General features: G+C 55.3%; 17 protein-coding genes and 1 other RNA gene. 13 read left to right on the top strand and 5 right to left on the bottom strand.

Features of this window, described 5'->3' with window-relative positions:
• The first annotated feature begins 78 nt into the window (after positions 1-78).
• The 8 genes from AC2FNB_RS00730 to AC2FNB_RS00695 all read left to right on the top strand — a co-directional run bounded on the left by AC2FNB_RS00730 (position 79) and on the right by AC2FNB_RS00695 (position 6,675).
• Positions 79-813 carry a FadR/GntR family transcriptional regulator gene (locus AC2FNB_RS00730; RefSeq protein ID WP_480748413.1) on the top strand — a complete coding sequence of 245 codons (735 nt, stop codon included), beginning with the start codon at positions 79-81 and terminating at the stop codon, positions 811-813.
• A gap of 131 nt (positions 814-944) precedes the next feature.
• Complete coding sequence (locus tag AC2FNB_RS00725) at positions 945-2,345, top strand: selenium-binding protein SBP56-related protein (protein ID WP_496743846.1); 1,401 nt, start codon at positions 945-947, stop codon at positions 2,343-2,345.
• A gap of 13 nt (positions 2,346-2,358) precedes the next feature.
• Positions 2,359-3,009 (top strand): hypothetical protein, encoded by a 651-nt coding sequence (locus AC2FNB_RS00720; protein ID WP_480748411.1) that lies wholly within the window; start codon positions 2,359-2,361, stop codon positions 3,007-3,009.
• A gap of 54 nt (positions 3,010-3,063) precedes the next feature.
• Positions 3,064-3,412: a transfer-messenger RNA gene (gene ssrA / locus AC2FNB_RS00715) on the top strand.
• Between the two features lie 99 nt (positions 3,413-3,511).
• Positions 3,512-3,943 (top strand): ester cyclase, encoded by a 432-nt coding sequence (locus tag AC2FNB_RS00710; protein WP_480748410.1) that lies wholly within the window; start codon positions 3,512-3,514, stop codon positions 3,941-3,943.
• 128 nt (positions 3,944-4,071) lie between these two features.
• Entirely contained in the window at positions 4,072-4,887 is an 816-nt protein-coding gene (locus tag AC2FNB_RS00705) for a chromate resistance protein ChrB domain-containing protein (protein WP_496743844.1), read from the top strand.
• The gene (chrA, locus tag AC2FNB_RS00700; RefSeq protein ID WP_496743842.1) at positions 4,884-6,134 is read left to right on the top strand and encodes a chromate efflux transporter; all 1,251 of its coding nucleotides are present in this window, start codon (positions 4,884-4,886) and stop codon (positions 6,132-6,134) included. The genes AC2FNB_RS00705 and chrA overlap by 4 nt, the downstream gene beginning before the upstream one ends.
• Positions 6,135-6,210: 76 nt before the next feature.
• On the top strand, positions 6,211-6,675 hold the full coding sequence (locus AC2FNB_RS00695) for an SspB family protein (RefSeq protein WP_496743840.1): 465 nt from the start codon (positions 6,211-6,213) through the stop codon (positions 6,673-6,675).
• A gap of 45 nt (positions 6,676-6,720) precedes the next feature.
• Here the strand turns inward: AC2FNB_RS00695 and AC2FNB_RS00690 are convergent, their stop codons facing one another.
• Complete coding sequence (locus AC2FNB_RS00690) at positions 6,721-7,284, bottom strand: hypothetical protein (protein WP_496743839.1); 564 nt, start codon at positions 7,282-7,284, stop codon at positions 6,721-6,723.
• A gap of 208 nt (positions 7,285-7,492) precedes the next feature.
• Between AC2FNB_RS00690 and fumC the strand changes: the two genes are divergently transcribed.
• From fumC to AC2FNB_RS00670, 4 genes are read left to right on the top strand one after another with little or no spacing between them, the layout of a single operon-like run.
• Positions 7,493-8,887: a class II fumarate hydratase gene (fumC, locus tag AC2FNB_RS00685; RefSeq protein WP_496743837.1), complete on the top strand. Its 1,395-nt coding sequence runs from the start codon at positions 7,493-7,495 to the stop codon at positions 8,885-8,887.
• Positions 8,887-9,063, top strand: a complete 177-nt coding sequence (locus AC2FNB_RS00680) for a DUF4169 family protein (RefSeq protein ID WP_496743835.1) — start codon at positions 8,887-8,889, stop codon at positions 9,061-9,063. The genes fumC and AC2FNB_RS00680 overlap by 1 nt, the downstream gene beginning before the upstream one ends.
• Positions 9,060-9,281: a ribbon-helix-helix domain-containing protein gene (locus AC2FNB_RS00675; RefSeq protein WP_496743833.1), complete on the top strand. Its 222-nt coding sequence runs from the start codon at positions 9,060-9,062 to the stop codon at positions 9,279-9,281. The genes AC2FNB_RS00680 and AC2FNB_RS00675 overlap by 4 nt, the downstream gene beginning before the upstream one ends.
• Before the next feature lie 59 nt (positions 9,282-9,340).
• On the top strand, positions 9,341-9,943 hold the full coding sequence (locus AC2FNB_RS00670) for a DNA-3-methyladenine glycosylase I (protein WP_496743832.1): 603 nt from the start codon (positions 9,341-9,343) through the stop codon (positions 9,941-9,943).
• Between the two features lie 27 nt (positions 9,944-9,970).
• Here AC2FNB_RS00670 and AC2FNB_RS00665 read toward each other — a convergent pair whose 3' ends face one another.
• The 4 genes from AC2FNB_RS00665 to AC2FNB_RS00650 all read right to left on the bottom strand — a co-directional run bounded on the left by AC2FNB_RS00665 (position 9,971) and on the right by AC2FNB_RS00650 (position 14,323).
• A complete protein-coding gene (locus AC2FNB_RS00665; protein WP_496743830.1) occupies positions 9,971-10,852 on the bottom strand; it encodes a fructose bisphosphate aldolase in 882 nt (293 codons plus the stop codon).
• A 71-nt stretch (positions 10,853-10,923) separates the two neighbouring features.
• Complete coding sequence (locus tag AC2FNB_RS00660; protein ID WP_496743828.1) at positions 10,924-12,273, bottom strand: cytochrome P450; 1,350 nt, start codon at positions 12,271-12,273, stop codon at positions 10,924-10,926.
• Entirely contained in the window at positions 12,270-13,484 is a 1,215-nt protein-coding gene (locus tag AC2FNB_RS00655) for a hypothetical protein (RefSeq protein ID WP_496743826.1), read from the bottom strand. The genes AC2FNB_RS00660 and AC2FNB_RS00655 overlap by 4 nt, the downstream gene beginning before the upstream one ends.
• Before the next feature lie 86 nt (positions 13,485-13,570).
• Positions 13,571-14,323: a cytochrome c biogenesis CcdA family protein gene (locus AC2FNB_RS00650; RefSeq protein WP_480748399.1), complete on the bottom strand. Its 753-nt coding sequence runs from the start codon at positions 14,321-14,323 to the stop codon at positions 13,571-13,573.
• 106 nt (positions 14,324-14,429) lie between these two features.
• Here AC2FNB_RS00650 and AC2FNB_RS00645 point away from each other — a divergent pair, with 106 nt between their 5' ends.
• Positions 14,430-14,663, top strand: coding sequence for a sulfurtransferase TusA family protein (locus tag AC2FNB_RS00645; protein ID WP_480748398.1), 234 nt, complete (start codon positions 14,430-14,432; stop codon positions 14,661-14,663).
• Positions 14,664-14,684: the final 21 nt, after the last annotated feature.

Raw genomic sequence — 14,684 nt, 5'->3', positions numbered from 1 at the left:
CCTCCTCACTCCCGACTCAGTTCTTGCAATTCAAATGTCAGACTTTTAAATGTCAGACAAATAAAAAATGACGTGCACATGAAAATTGATCCGCAAAACCCCGCCGATCTGTCAGCCCAGATCGCCCAGGCCATCAAAGACGCCATCGTCTCCGGTGCATTGATTGTCGACGCGCGGTTGCCGTCCGAAGCGGAACTGGCGGATCAATTTCAGGTGTCGCGACCGACCGTACGAGAGGCACTAAAACGGCTCGCGGCACAATCCCTGATCCGAACTCAACGTGGGGCAACCGGGGGGGCTTTCGTAAACCGTCTGAGTTTTGAAGACGCCTATTCCCAACAGATTACCACTTCTACGCTGTTGCTGTCGATGAACGCCGTCAGCTTCGATACTGCCTGCGAAGCCCGTTATGCGCTGGAGCGTGCTTGTGCGCCGTTGTCGGCGACGCGTCGGACGGCTGACCAACTGGCGACAATGCGGGCCGAGATTTTTCGCCAATCACAGCCCGGTTTGACCGACGAGGCGTTTTGCGCCTCGGACGTGGCGTTTCATCGGGCGCTGGTTGATGGCGCCGGAAATCCGGTTCTGTCCTATCAGCTCGCCGGAGCCGTCGAGGCGATGCAGCCTCTGATGAACATGATCACCTTCACGGCCCGATCGCGCGAAGCAATCATTGCTCTGCACACCCGTATCGCGGATGCACTTGATGCATGCGACGCTCCGGCCGCGGATAAGGCGTTGGCAGAACTGGAATCCTACACACGGCAATTGGCGCAAGACGTCGTCGAACGACGCCGGAAACGGCCGGAATAATCCAATTCCTTAACTCTGGGCTTGACGCGCGGTGTGTCGCAACATGACACTCGGGCAGGCAGCGTGGCGCCCGGCATCAAGACCGGTTTTCCCTATAAATAATATATATCAACGATTTACGGGAGGAAGTTATGAATCTTAGACCGGACCCAACCTTTTATCCATCCCCCAAGATAGCGATGGAAGCACCGGCTGAAACCTTGGCCTTTACCCTTATGCTAAGCCCGGATTTCTCTCAACCCGACGGTTTGGCAGTGGTCAATGTCGATCCGAAGTCGAAGGATTATGGCAAGATCGTTCATTCTGTGATCATGCCGGAAAAAGGCGATGAGTTTCATCACTTTGGATGGAATGCCTGCTCCTCTTCACTTTCACCACTCACGGGCCATGCCTTTCTTGAACGGCGCTACCTCATCATTCCGGGTATTCGGTCCAGCAGGATTTATGTCATCGATGTCAAAGATCCCTTGGCTGCCAAGATCCACAAGATCATCGAACCCGAGGAGGTCTTTGCAAAGACTGGCTATTCACGCCCGCATACGATCCACTGCGGACCCGAAGGCATCTATGTCAGCACGCTGGGCGGCGGTGGGCCCGACGGCACTGATGGGCCTCCGGGTATCTTCATTCTTGACTGTCAGACATTCGACATCATCGGCCGATACGAAATCGAACGCGGAGTGCAGGACAAGCAGTATGATTTCTGGTGGAACCTGCCTCGCGACTATATGGTCAGTTCGGAATGGGGCCTGCCGCCTCAGTTCGAAAATGGCCTTGTTCCCGAAGATTTGCTGTCCAACAAATACGGGCACCGGATTCACTTTTGGAATTTGAGAAGCCGCACAAACGTTCAAACCATCGATCTGGGCGAGAACCATCAGATGGCCTTGGAAATCCGCCCGGCGCATGATCCGGTCAAACAGCATGGATTCTGCGGTGTGGTGGTGGATACAACCAATCTGCAAGGCTGTATCTTTACTTGGTGGCGTAAGCCAGATGGCACATTTGAGGCCAAAAAAACCATCACGATAGACCCACAACCAGCGGACCCCGACGACCTGCCAGAGCTTCTAAAAGGCTTTGCCGCCGTACCACCGCTCGTCACCGACATTGATCTCAGTCTTGATGACAAATACCTCTATGTCTCGTGCTGGGGTATTGGAGAGATGCATCAATACGACGTATCCGACCCGATGAACCCCGTTCTGGCCGGAAAGGTCGACATCGGCGGGATCGTCAAGAAAACCAAGCATCCCAATGGCAAGGAATTCGGCTATGGCCCGCAGATGGTCGAGATCAGCCGCGACGGCAAACGTGTCTATTGGACCAATTCGCTGTATTCTACCTGGGATGACCAGTTTTACCCAGGTGATCGGGGCGCGGCCATGGTGAAAGCGGATGTAGGCGAGAATGGTGGGTTAACCTTGGATCCTGAGTTCTGGGTCGAATTCCCTGACGGATACCGCACACACCAGATACGTCTTGAGGGCGGAGACTGCTCAACCGACAGTTTCTGCTATCCTTCGGTCTGACTTGGACACTCTGATGACAACAACGGCCGGCCTTTGGCTGGCCGTTTTTCTGAGCGGCCTTTATCACGGGATTAACCCGGGAATGGGGTGGCCTCTGGCTGTTTCCGCAGCGCTTATGGAGCAGAAACATTCTGCTCTGTTGCGCGCGCTGGGCGCATTGGCGGCGGGGCATTTTCTGGCCATGCTCGCCATCCTGCTGCCTTTCGCGATGCTGACCACGCTCGTGGAGTGGCAGCTCGAGATTCGTATTGGTGCATCGGTTCTGGTGACAGCAATGGGTCTCTATCTTCTGGCAACCCGAAGGCATCCACGCTTCTTGTCCCGCGTTCCGCCTGCCCGCCTTGTGCTTTGGTCATTCCTTGTCGCTCTGGCGCATGGAGCAGCATTGATGCTCGTTCCAATCTATTTGGGGCTTTGTAAGCTGGATGAAGAAAGCACCGGCCATCAGGCGGCCGGTGAATTGATGGGTGCGAATGTAGGATTGACTTTGCTGGTAGCAACACTTCACACGGTTGCGATGATTGCGGTCGGCGCGGTTCTTTCGGTCGCGGTCTATCGATGGCTAGGCCTTCGGTTCCTGTCACGCAGCTGGTTCGATCTGGAATTGGTGTGGGCAATGAGTCTTGTTGCTGTCGGTGGCCTCAGTCTCTGGGCGGCGATTTGAGGGGCGCTTCCTCGGATATTCTTTTTTGTTAAATGCATACTGGATCGCGTTTCGCCTCTTTGCATCGGTCAACTTCCCACTTATATCTGTAGTGTCCCTTTGGGGACTATGGACATAAACGCGCTCGTAATAAGCGGATCGGACCCGGGGGCGGTACCCGGCGGCTCCACCAAAATCCTTCGTTTGGGGATCATGGGGCCGAAATAGGATCGACGGACGTCTAAAGGGGTTGGCTTTGTCTCGGTGAGGTACCACCGTTACCGGTCCGAACAGTACAATTGCAAACGACAATCGTGCTCCGGTTGCAGTTGCTGCGTAAGCAGTAACAAGACCGAAACTTAAGCCCTTGCGCCTAGCCGCGTAAGGCGGGGTCCGCAGGTACCTGGCAACAGAAACCTGCATTTTCCTGAAAAAGATCAGACTTTATCGAAATTGCTGGGTCGGATTCAGGTATTGTACACCTTTTTCTCCCATCGTGACCAGACAACGACGGAGATGCGAGATGACGAAATCCGACGCCTTGAAAGCTTGGTACAAGGAAGTCTGGGAGCAAGGCAATGTTGATGCCATTCCCCGCTTCTTTGCTCCGGATACATTGGCCGACGGCTTGATTCCGGAAATGCAGGTCGGCCCGGACGATTTTCGAGATCTGGTAACAGCTTTTAGGCACATTCTTGGTGAAATCCGGGTCGATATACCAAAGATTATCGAGGACGATGATTGGCTGTCGGCCATATTGCATGTCCGCACCTCACGCGCGGACAATGGCGCACCCATCGAAGTTTCCGGTCAGGTCATGGCGCGGTTTCGCGATGGCGTCATGGTGGAAACTTACAATCAGTTCGATTTCATCTCGTTTTTTGAACAACTTGGTCAGTTTCCACAAGATACACTGCCGGTCTGCATGACCGGTCAGCGCTTGGATTTCGCCTAGTGTTCAATCCCGAGTATTGACGGCAACCGCGATCAAGCGCTAGCAATGTTGCATGGGGCTGGATTGCGAACGCCCCGTGAGGCGCCAGCCCAAGGTTCGCATGTTTCCAATGGAAAAGGACACATGCCATGGTAGCTCCGAACGCAATAACAGTCCCTCAACTCATCCGTCTGATCGGCACTCCGTCAAGCCCCACCATCGTCGACGTATCAACTGACGAAGATTTTCAGGTCGATCCTTTTATGATTCCGGGGTCGTTCCGGCACCCCCACACCGACGTCGAAGGGCTTTGCCAGCGAATTGGTGACAGGCCCTGTGTCATCGCCTGCCAAAAAGGCCAAAAGCTCAGTCAGGGCTTGGTGGCCTGGCTGCAAAATGATGGCTTTCGCGCCGAGTTCCTGGAAGGTGGAATGTACGCTTGGCGAGAGCATCCCGAAGCCATGCGGATTCCATCTGCCAATATTCCTGCGGCGGTCGGCGGTAGTACACTTTGGGTCACGCGTCATCGCCCCAAAATAGACCGGATCGCCTGTCCCTGGCTCATCCGGCGATTTGTCGATCCCAAAGCACGATTTCTCTTCGTTGCACCGGCAGAAGTATCGGGGGTCGCCGAACGATATGCAGCAACCCCATTTGATGTCGAAGACACGTTCTGGAGTCACCGGGGCGAAAAATGCACCTTTGACACAATGCTTGACGAATTCCAGCTTAGATCCACTGCTCTTGACCACCTTTCGAAAGTTGTAAGAGGGGCGGATACCAACCGGCACGATCTGGCGCCTGAGGCGGCAGGCCTGCTTGCTATTTCCGTCGGTCTGTCACGCCAATACCGGGACGATCACGAGCAGCTTACGGCCGGGGTTCAATTGTATGACGCGTTATACCGTTGGGCGCGTGACGGGTATGAAGAAGGACACGACTGGCCGGCGGATCGCAAGAAATGACCCCGACACTTGGCGATCTGGCGCGCGTTTTTGGACGGATCGGAGTCATGTCGTTTGGAGGTCCGGCGGCGCAAATCTCGTTGATGCATCAGGAGCTTGTTGAAAAAAGACCCTGGCTCGACGATCAGACGTTTCTGCGCGCCTTGTCCCTATGCATGCTTTTGCCCGGCCCTGAGGCGATGCAGTTGGCAACCTATTCCGGCTGGCGGCTCAAGGGCGTTTCTGGCGGATTGCTGGCGGGCGGGTTGTTCGTTATCCCGGGCGCAATTGTTATCGCCGTCCTGACTACACTCTATGCCGCATACGGCGCGCTGCCCTTGGTGCAATCCGCTTTTTTGGGCATCAAGGCGGCAGTAATCATCATTGTTCTCCAAGCGCTTCTGAGTTTATCGCGCAGGGCGCTTGTATCGGGCGTGGCAAGGTCAATCTCGGTTCTGGCATTCATAGCCATCTTCGTATTCAACTTACCTTTTCCACTCATTATTGCACTCGCTGCCACCTGGGGGCTGATGACCTCATCTACGCCCACGACTGTCCCTTCGTCCATCAAACGGCCTAGTGATAATCCAGTCAAAACGGCTGCGATATGGATGACGCTTTGGCTGCTTCCCCTCTTCGTTGTGACCGCCTCAGGTCACCAGTTACTTAGCGATCTGGGCTGGTTTTTCGCCCGAATGGCGGTTGTGACATTTGGCGGTGCATATGCGGTTCTCGCCTACATGACACAGACTGTGGTGGACCAATATCACTGGATTTCGACAGACCAGATGATTGACGCCCTGGGCCTTGCAGAAACGACGCCTGGCCCGCTGATACTCGTCACCCAGTTCGTGGCGATGCTCAGCGGTCATATCCAGGGCGGTTTCGCCTTCTCTATCGCCGCCGGCCTCGTCGCTTTGTGGGCTACATTCGTTCCTTGCTTTTTATGGATATTTCTTGCCGCACCGTATTTGGAGCAGATCTCTACGCGCCCCCGACTGGCTGCTGCACTGGCTGCGATTTCTGCGGCAGTGGTCGGTGTTATCCTGAATCTATCGGTCTGGTTTGCGCTCAACGTGCTGTTTGGAGCACTATCGTCGGTATCATTTGGACCAATGTCTTTTTCTTTGCCAGATCCCAGTCAACTGAATGTCGAAGCCCTATTGTTGACCACATTTGCAGGGGTCCTGGTGTTCGGGGTCAAATTTCGCATTGAGACGACCTTGGTGATTTTGGCGGTCACTGGAACAATCGGGCATTTCATCTGACCAAGAATCCGATAGAAGCACTTTTGTTTCCAAGCGAATCCCGTATGCTGAAACCAATATTTATCGAGGAAATACCATGTCGCGCGACATTGACTACGGAAACCTCATGCACTCTGCGATGCGGGGGCTGATCAGGACAGTTCTGGCAGACGTCGCCGCGAGCGGTCTTCCGGGGGCGCACCACTTTTTCATCACTTTCGACACCCGCCATGCCGGGGTCGAACTCGCCGATTGGTTGCGTGACCGGTACCCCGAAGAAATGACCATTGTCATGCAGCATTGGTTCGAAAACCTCATTGTAACCAATGATGGTTTTTCGATTACATTGAATTTCGGCGACTCGCCGGAACCGCTTTATATCCCGTACTCAGCCATAAAGACTTTCGTTGATCCTTCGGTTGAATTCGGCCTTCGGTTCGAAACTGCCGATGGAGAAGACGAAGAAGAGCCCCTGGATGCTACGCCAGAGGTCTTCGAAGACGCACCCGAACAGCCACGGCACGATGCCGATGTGGTGTCACTGGATAGCTTCCGCAAATAATCCATTCGAAATCAAAAAGCCGCCCGGACCCGCAATTCGCGGGCCTTATTCCTTGGTCAGAAATGTTTCAACGGATCTGGATTTCGTTCCGTTTCGAAACCGTGTGAACGATAGATGAAGACCACCTTTGGCCAGTGTCCTGTCGAATTGCTGCAATTCGTACCCTCCGGCATCGTCAATGAACAGGGAATAGATCGTCATCGTATCGCCGGTAATTCGACCCCAAACAAATGGTTCACCCTTCATTGGGTCCAACTGAACCTCGTGTCCGAATACGTTCCGGCGCATGGCAGCTGAATAGACATCCGGCCTGTCTGTCGGCAAGAAATCGACCGAGTATTCCTGTTCCTTCACACGCCCGTCTTGTCTATAAGTCGTCGTGCTCCAACTCACGTTAAACCCGTCCTTGGTTTCGGCGATTGCGACGCTCATATCCCGAGGTGTTTCTGTTCCTTCTGTATCCACCAAGTTGGCCGAGCCGTGATAGACTCCCACGTATGACGAGACTTCCGCCGCGTAACCGGAACCGGATACCGACAAGAAGATCAAAAAACCCGTTAACCCATACCGCATCACACGGAACAAACGCTCTCGGAACAGTTCAAGCATCCGGATTCTCCACTCTGGTAATGAAAACCATCTTACAGCCGAGCCCAAGGCAAACAACGATACAGTTCCGCACGGGCACGAAAAATTGACGCGCCAGAAAGTCTGTACCTGCAAAAGCCTTGCGCATAAGGTGCGCCCAACTGGCCGATTGCGTCACGGCTTGGCTGCGGCTAAACGGCATACAACAGCATACCAGACGGAGTGACAGATGTCTCAGACCCGCACCGAATCCGACAGCTTTGGCCCGCTCGAGGTTCCTGCCGACAAGTATTGGGGCGCGCAAACGCAGCGTTCGATCATGAACTTCCCGATCGGTTGGGAAAAACAACCCATCGCCATTGTGCGTGCGCTGGGCGTGATCAAGCAAGCCTGCGCGATGGAAAACAAAGCGACTGGCAAACTGGATGCCAGGATTGCCGATGCCATCATTCAGGCCGCGGCTGAGGTGATCGAAGGCAAGTTTGACGACAACTTTCCGCTGGTCGTCTGGCAGACGGGTTCTGGCACCCAGTCGAACATGAATTCGAACGAGGTCATCGCGAACCGAGCCATCGAAATTCTGGGCGGTATCATTGGTTCAAAAGACCCCGTGCATCCAAACGATCATTGCAACATGGGTCAGTCGTCGAATGATACCTTTCCCACCGCGATGCACATCGCCACGGCGATGAGTGTTCGTGACGTCCTTCTGCCGGGGCTTGAAAAGCTGGCCTCTGGTCTTGAGCAGAAGGCTGATGAGTTCAAGGACATCATCAAAATCGGCCGGACCCATACGCAGGATGCGACACCTCTGACCCTGGGGCAGGAATTCAGCGGTTATGCCCACCAGATCCGTCAGGGGATTGCACGCGTTCACGCGGCGCTGCCCGGCATCTACGAACTGGCGCAGGGCGGCACCGCCGTTGGCACAGGCCTGAACACCCAAAACGGTTGGGGCGAAGCGGTTGCGAGCCATATGGCGCAGATCACCGGCCTGCCCTTCGTGACCGCGCCGAACAAGTTCGAAGCGCTGGCTGCCCATGACGCCATGGTCTTTATGTCCGGGGCTTTGGCGACCATCGCGGGCAGCTGTTACAAGATTGCCAACGACATCCGTTTCCTGGGCTCTGGCCCGCGTTCGGGGCTTGGCGAACTGATCCTGCCCGAGAACGAGCCCGGTTCCTCCATCATGCCCGGCAAGGTGAACCCGACCCAGGCCGAGGCGCTGACACAGGTTGCTGCGCATGTAATGGGCAACAACGCCGCGATGAATTTTGCCGGCAGTCAGGGCCATTTCGAGCTGAACGTTTATAACCCGATGATGTCCTACAACCTGTTGCAATCGATCCAGCTGCTGGGCGACGCGGCCGACAGCTTTACCGAGAGGATGTTGCTGGGCATCAAGGCCAATGAGCCGCGCATCGACAAGCTGATGAAGGAATCGCTGATGCTGGTGACGGCGCTGGCCCCGACCATCGGCTATGACAACGCCACCACGGTCGCCAAGACCGCGCATAAGAACGGCACAACCCTCAAGGAAGAAGCCATTGCGCTGGGGTTTGTGGACGAGGCAACTTTTGATGCCGTTGTGCGCCCCGAACAGATGATCGGCCCGAAAGACTGATGGGCAAGCCGGTCAACCTGAACCGGTATCGAAAAGAAAAGGCGCGGGCCGAAAAGAAGGCCCGCGCAGATCAGAATGCCGTCGCCTTTGGGCGCACCAAGTCCGAAAAAGCAATCGTCAGGCTTCAGCAGGACAAGCAGAAGCGTGACCTTGACAATCACGAGCTGGATGAATGAGCGGCCGCCCGGTAAAACGTTCATTGACCCTCAAGGGACACCGGACATCTGTCTCGCTTGAAGATGAGTTTTGGCGGGCATTTCGCAACATTGCGAAAGAAAAAGACCAGCCAATCAATGCACTGGCCGCGCAAATTGATGTTGACCGCGACCCGGAAACCGGATTGGCCTCGGCTATTCGTGTGTTTATTCTGAACTGGTACCGAGACAAGGTTTAACGCTTGTCAGATCTTGGTCGTTGGGTGTAACGTCCTAAAGGAACAAAAGGTGTACATTCATGGGTAACACAATATCTGGACCTGACGGCCAACCTCGGTGTTACTGGTGCCAGGCCGCGCCGGAATTCTTTGACTATCATGACACCGAATGGGGCTTTCCAGTCGCGGATGATCAGCGATTGTTCGAGAAACTGTGCCTGGAAAGCTTTCAGTCGGGTCTTAGCTGGCGCACGATCCTGAACAAGCGTGAGAACTTTCGAAACGCGTTTTTTGGATTTGATTTCCACAAGATGGCCGGTTTCTCTGAAGTTGATGTTGAACGTCTGCTGCAAAATGATGGGATCATTCGCCACCGGGGCAAGATCGAGGCGGTGATCAACAACGCCCGCCGCGCGCAGGAACTGGTGGCGTCGGAAGGATCGCTGGCGGCTTATGTCTGGCGGTATGAGGCGGAAACCCCGCCGCCCCCGCAATCAGCATCCACATCGCCCGAGTCGGTGGCAATGTCGAAGGACCTCAAGAAACGGGGCTGGAAGTTTGTTGGCCCCACGACAGTGTTTGCGTTCATGCAGGCCATGGGGCTGGTCAATGACCATGCCGAGGGCTGCGTGATGCGCGATAAGGCTGCACAGCTCAGAAAAGAATTCGACAAGCCCAACTAAAAAGCGCCCCGAAGGGCGCTTTAGGCATCACACCGACGCGCGATATATCTTGTCGATATTGCTACCAACTGCAGCATTGAACTCTTCATCCGACTGCTGCTTGGACAGGCCTTCGGTCAAAGCACGCGAGAATGAAGCGATCATCTTGCCGTTCCTGGCCAACAGGTCGCACGCCTCTTCGGTAGAGTATCCACCCGACAACGCAACAACACGCAGGACACGCGGATGATCCGCTAACGCGTCGTAAAGGTTGGCCTTGCTCGGAATGGTGAGTTTGAGCATCACTTCCTGCCCATCGCTCAGCTTGTCCAGGTTTTTGAGGATTTCTGCTTTCAGAATATCCTCGGCCTCGGCCTTGGTTTCGGAATGGATGTTCACCTCTGGCTCCACGATCGGGACCATTCCTGCAGCGATCACGTCACGAGCAACGTCGAATTGCTGGGTAACGACCGCCGCAATGCCTTGGGCATTGGCCTCGTGGATTACCGAACGTTCCTTGGTCCCAAAAACATTGGGATACTTGGCCAGAGATTCGGCAAGGCCCGGAATCGGCTTCATCATCTGAACGCCGTTTTCCTGCTCAGCCAGGCCTTTATCGATCTTGAGGAACGGTACGATGCCCTTTTTTTGCCAGAGGTAGTCGGCAACAGGCTTGCCGTCGATTTCCTCGCCCAGGGTACGTTCAAACAAGATCGCACCGATCACCTTGTCGCTGGTAAAGCCATCCGCAAGGATGATCCGCGCCCGCATCTTCTGGATCTCGTCGAACATCTCTTCTTCCGAGCCGTACTGCGAGGCATCCACGCCATAAAGCGCCAGCGCCTTGGGGGTAGAGCCGCCACTTTGATCCAGAGCTGCGATAAACCCCGCCCCGTTGGTCATTTGTTCGCGCTGATCTGCCTTGGACATAACACTTTCCCGTTCAATCTGATTCCACTTTGCCTTCCGCATACAGCAAGGTTTTGACGGATGGTAGTTTGTTAGCGCTCAAGGACGCGCAGCCAAATGCCGTCCTTTGCCCTGACCGTCAGATGAGCGACTGGAACCGGATCGCGCCCCTCAACCCGTTCGAATCGGAAATGGCGCAGAAACAGGGACAGGATCAGCGGACCTTCGACCATGGCAAATCCTGCGCCCGTACACACGCGCGGACCAGCCGAAAATGGCATATATGCCTCGCGCTGGCATTGTCGACCATTCTCAGTCCCCCATCGCGCCGGATCGAATTCATCCGGCCTGTGCCACAAGCGTTCATGCCGGTGCAGGTGCCAGGGGCTCAGAACTATCTGCGCGCCTTTCGGAACTGGCCTGTTCCGAAACCGGTTTGGACAGATAGTTTCCCGCACCATCATCGGCACCGGAGGGTACAAGCGCAACGCCTCGCGAAACACATCACGACTTAACTTGAGACGGGACATGACCGCAAAGCTGTGATCCTCCAAAGCCGCAGCCTCGGCAGCAACCTTTTCCTGCCAGTCCGGAAACAGCGCCATCAGATATAGCGTCCAAGCCAGGGCGGATGCACTGGTCTCGTGTCCGGCAAGAAAAAAGATGGCCACCTGATCCACCATCTCTTCGGTACTGAACCGCTCACCTGTTACCGGGTCGACGGTTGTCATGATCTTGGTTGCCAGATCGTCGGGCGCGGTGCCCGCCTCAATCTCGGCCATTCGCTGAACCGTCAGTTCTTTGATCAACCGACGCACTGCTGCCGCGTTCTCCCGTGTCTGACGCGAATGAAACCGCGGAATCCACCGTGGCATCGGCAGGAAAGCCGCCAGGTTCAACAAGGGCTGCGCCCGCTGGTAGGCGCGAAACCTTTCAAATACTTGCGAAGCTATGTCGTGATCTATGGGAATTGAAAAAAGTGTTCGAAAAATCACGTCTGCCGCCGCATGGCTGGTAATCTCCTCAAACTCGACATTTTGCCCCACATGCGATCTCAAGCGGTCAACACTCGCTTGAGATGCTGAAAGCATGGCCGGAAACGTGTCGCGCAGCCTGCCCCCTTCAAATGCCGGATCAATAATCCGCCGCTGCCGTTTCCAGGTCTCACCATTGGTCAGAAACACCGAGTTCCCCAAAAGCGGCTTGAGACCCTCGCGTATTCGGTCAGATTTCGGAAAATCATCCGGGCGCCGTTTCAAGACAACGTCAACCAGGTCCGGCTGATTGACCAGAAAGGATCGAAAAAAAGGCGTGCGAAATTCTGCCATCCACGCACGATACAAACGGTGCGGCTGGGCCGAAAGCAGGTCCTGACGGAACATTTTGACATAATGCCAAAGCGAAACTTTGTCTGTCCGCGACGCGGGTTTGGGGGGGATCATGCGGCCACCGACGTGTATTTCGACACCGACTTATCGATCCTGGATTTCGAAGACTTTCGCCCACTGAAACGTTCAGCCAAGGTCAGTGGCCCAGCAGTGATGCGAAAGTAATCGTAGTCGCGCGGTCGGTCAAATGCGCAAAGATACTGAAAATGCAATCGAAAGAAACGCCAGCGCAGCGCCTTCCATCGTGCCGGAGAAAGGGTTTGCGTAAAGGCCGCAGAAACGACAAGCGGCCAACGCTTGTTCTCAGTCGCAACCCCACTTACAGCAACCGCATCGCATAGGGCAAAGGCGCAACCGTCGCCGGGGGCCGACACGTCAATCCAGGTGATCCTGTCGCTTGTTCCAAGAAAACGCAGATCGGCACGCAATCTGTGAGCTTCGGGCAGGAACGAAACCATCGGCGTCACCTGACCCAATGTCAGAAACCCCAAAGCTGGACCGTCATCACGGACACCACCGGACCGGATCAGGTCTGCCAGAACCGAAACCCCCAAGTGGGCGCCGGAACTATGACCCACGAGCAGAACTTCATCGACATCGCCACGCATTGCGTCGCTGATCAGCGCCGTGAATTCGGCTAGCCGCACTTCCAATTCCTGAGGTGTTCTGCCGTGAGATCTGGAGGAATAGATGTAGTTGTGCAGCAGGTAGTAAACGAGGAGCTTGTTATCCAGTTTTCGAAACCACTGCAAAGCACCGGCGCTGGTGGCAATCGCCAAAGCATAACCTAACAAACCCAGAAGCGGTTTTGATACCTGAGTGACCGCCACGCCCAGAAACGCTGCAAGTATCAACTGCAAGGCCAGCATGCCGACCGGGTAGAGTGCGGCGATCACCGGCCCTTTGCGCAACCTCATCACGCGGCGCAGGGTGCCGGTCGCGACATAGATCCAGGCCATACGAACCGTTTGCATATAGGTTTTGGCGATCGAGCCAGCCATGCTGTCCCGCACAAGATCAGACCAGACCAAAACATCAAACTCGGCCTCTACTTGCCTTCCATCCTGCAGGGATGTCACATGCCAGCCATAGCGTTCGACGCCGGTTTTCGGACGAAGTGCGATGTCGTACCCTGAAATCCGCGCCTGTTCCGCCCCCTCCTTGCGATACAACTCTCTGTATCTGCGTGCGTGCACGGGATCGTAGCCGGGCAGGTAAAACACCCGGCGCTTGCGCACCTGTCTGTGCAACGATTGACTGCTCACGATCTCGACCTCATGGCCGAAACCTATAGCGGAATTTCGGCAAGCGTAAGACCCGCCACCTTCGATTTCAGGCAAGTTTTAACACGTCAACCCAGCGTCGCGAGCCCCGGAAATGTTTCCAGCAACCACCAACTGAAAGCCGTAAAAAGCCCGGTGACCAGCATGATACCCACGAACAACAGCAGTCCGCCCATAACCTTCTCGATCGTTCCCATATAGGGCTTGATCCGGTTCATTACCGACATGGACCGGTTCAGGAACATCGCCGCCAGCAAGAATGGTATACCTAAACCCGCCGCATAGACCCCCAGCAACAACGTTCCTCGCGCCACCGAAGCCTCGGACGCCGCCAGCGAGAGAATTGCACCGAGTTGCGGACCGATGCAGGGCGTCCAGCCAAAAGCGAACGCCAGACCGAGGATATAGGCACCGAATACCGATCCTCCGGAGTCACCAGTTTCCATACGTGCTTCGCGGTCAAGTAGTGGAATACGAAACACGTTCAAAAAATGAAGCCCGAAAACAATGACGACAGCCCCGGAGAGCTTGGCAAAAAGCTCCTGGTTCGACAGAACAAAGGCTCCGAAAGCCGAAGCAGTGAACCCAAGCAACAGAAAGACCGTGGACAGGCCCAAAACGAAAAACAGCGCCGCCAGAGTTGCCTTTCGCCGTGCCCGCGCCTGATCCTGCATTTCGTTGATTGTCACGCCGCTCATATACGCCAGGTACGGCGGCACGATGGGCAGGACACAAGGCGACAGAAAGCTGATGACGCCGCCAAGCATGGCGATGAACATGGCAGGCAGCAGGCCCGCGTCGATGATATCGATTCCGAACATGTAACTGCACATATGTCATGAATGCGCGGACGTCACGAGGCCATGCGGTCACATCCCCGTGGTCTGACCGCTGGACAGGATCGGCGTTGGGCAATATCTGGCATATATGACCGAGATAACCGAAACTCTGGACGCTTTGGGCTTGCTGTGCCCCCTGCCCGTCCTAAAGGCCAGGAAACGGCTGAAGTCCATGCCAGACGGTGCAACTCTGCGCATTCTGGCAGATGATCCTGCAGCTATAGTCGACGTTCCTCACTTCTGCGCAGAATCAGGACATGCGTTGCTTTCAACTGGCGAAGACGGTGATCACCAGTTCTATCTGATCCGAAAGGGCGGATAGAAAAAAGGCGGGTCAATCGGA

Source organism: Ruegeria sp. BHSB058, from assembly GCF_059613285.1.
This window is presented reverse-complemented; position numbering and strand designations above follow the sequence as displayed.

What these genes read in the sequence shown, in the direction of transcription:
- AC2FNB_RS00660 (WP_496743828.1), bottom strand. Translation starts at nt 12,273, where the DNA reads ATGATCCCCCCCAAACCCGCGTCGCGGACAGACAAAGTTTCGCTTTGG.
- AC2FNB_RS00730 (WP_480748413.1), top strand. Translation starts at nt 79, where the DNA reads ATGAAAATTGATCCGCAAAACCCCGCCGATCTGTCAGCCCAGATCGCC.
- AC2FNB_RS00680 (WP_496743835.1), top strand. Translation starts at nt 8,887, where the DNA reads ATGGGCAAGCCGGTCAACCTGAACCGGTATCGAAAAGAAAAGGCGCGG.
- AC2FNB_RS00645 (WP_480748398.1), top strand. Translation starts at nt 14,430, where the DNA reads ATGACCGAGATAACCGAAACTCTGGACGCTTTGGGCTTGCTGTGCCCC.
- AC2FNB_RS00665 (WP_496743830.1), bottom strand. Translation starts at nt 10,852, where the DNA reads ATGTCCAAGGCAGATCAGCGCGAACAAATGACCAACGGGGCGGGGTTT.
- AC2FNB_RS00670 (WP_496743832.1), top strand. Translation starts at nt 9,341, where the DNA reads ATGGGTAACACAATATCTGGACCTGACGGCCAACCTCGGTGTTACTGG.
- AC2FNB_RS00695 (WP_496743840.1), top strand. Translation starts at nt 6,211, where the DNA reads ATGTCGCGCGACATTGACTACGGAAACCTCATGCACTCTGCGATGCGG.
- AC2FNB_RS00710 (WP_480748410.1), top strand. Translation starts at nt 3,512, where the DNA reads ATGACGAAATCCGACGCCTTGAAAGCTTGGTACAAGGAAGTCTGGGAG.
- fumC (WP_496743837.1), top strand. Translation starts at nt 7,493, where the DNA reads ATGTCTCAGACCCGCACCGAATCCGACAGCTTTGGCCCGCTCGAGGTT.
- AC2FNB_RS00690 (WP_496743839.1), bottom strand. Translation starts at nt 7,284, where the DNA reads ATGCTTGAACTGTTCCGAGAGCGTTTGTTCCGTGTGATGCGGTATGGG.
- AC2FNB_RS00705 (WP_496743844.1), top strand. Translation starts at nt 4,072, where the DNA reads ATGGTAGCTCCGAACGCAATAACAGTCCCTCAACTCATCCGTCTGATC.
- AC2FNB_RS00675 (WP_496743833.1), top strand. Translation starts at nt 9,060, where the DNA reads ATGAGCGGCCGCCCGGTAAAACGTTCATTGACCCTCAAGGGACACCGG.
- AC2FNB_RS00725 (WP_496743846.1), top strand. Translation starts at nt 945, where the DNA reads ATGAATCTTAGACCGGACCCAACCTTTTATCCATCCCCCAAGATAGCG.
- AC2FNB_RS00720 (WP_480748411.1), top strand. Translation starts at nt 2,359, where the DNA reads ATGACAACAACGGCCGGCCTTTGGCTGGCCGTTTTTCTGAGCGGCCTT.
- AC2FNB_RS00650 (WP_480748399.1), bottom strand. Translation starts at nt 14,323, where the DNA reads ATGTTCGGAATCGATATCATCGACGCGGGCCTGCTGCCTGCCATGTTC.
- chrA (WP_496743842.1), top strand. Translation starts at nt 4,884, where the DNA reads ATGACCCCGACACTTGGCGATCTGGCGCGCGTTTTTGGACGGATCGGA.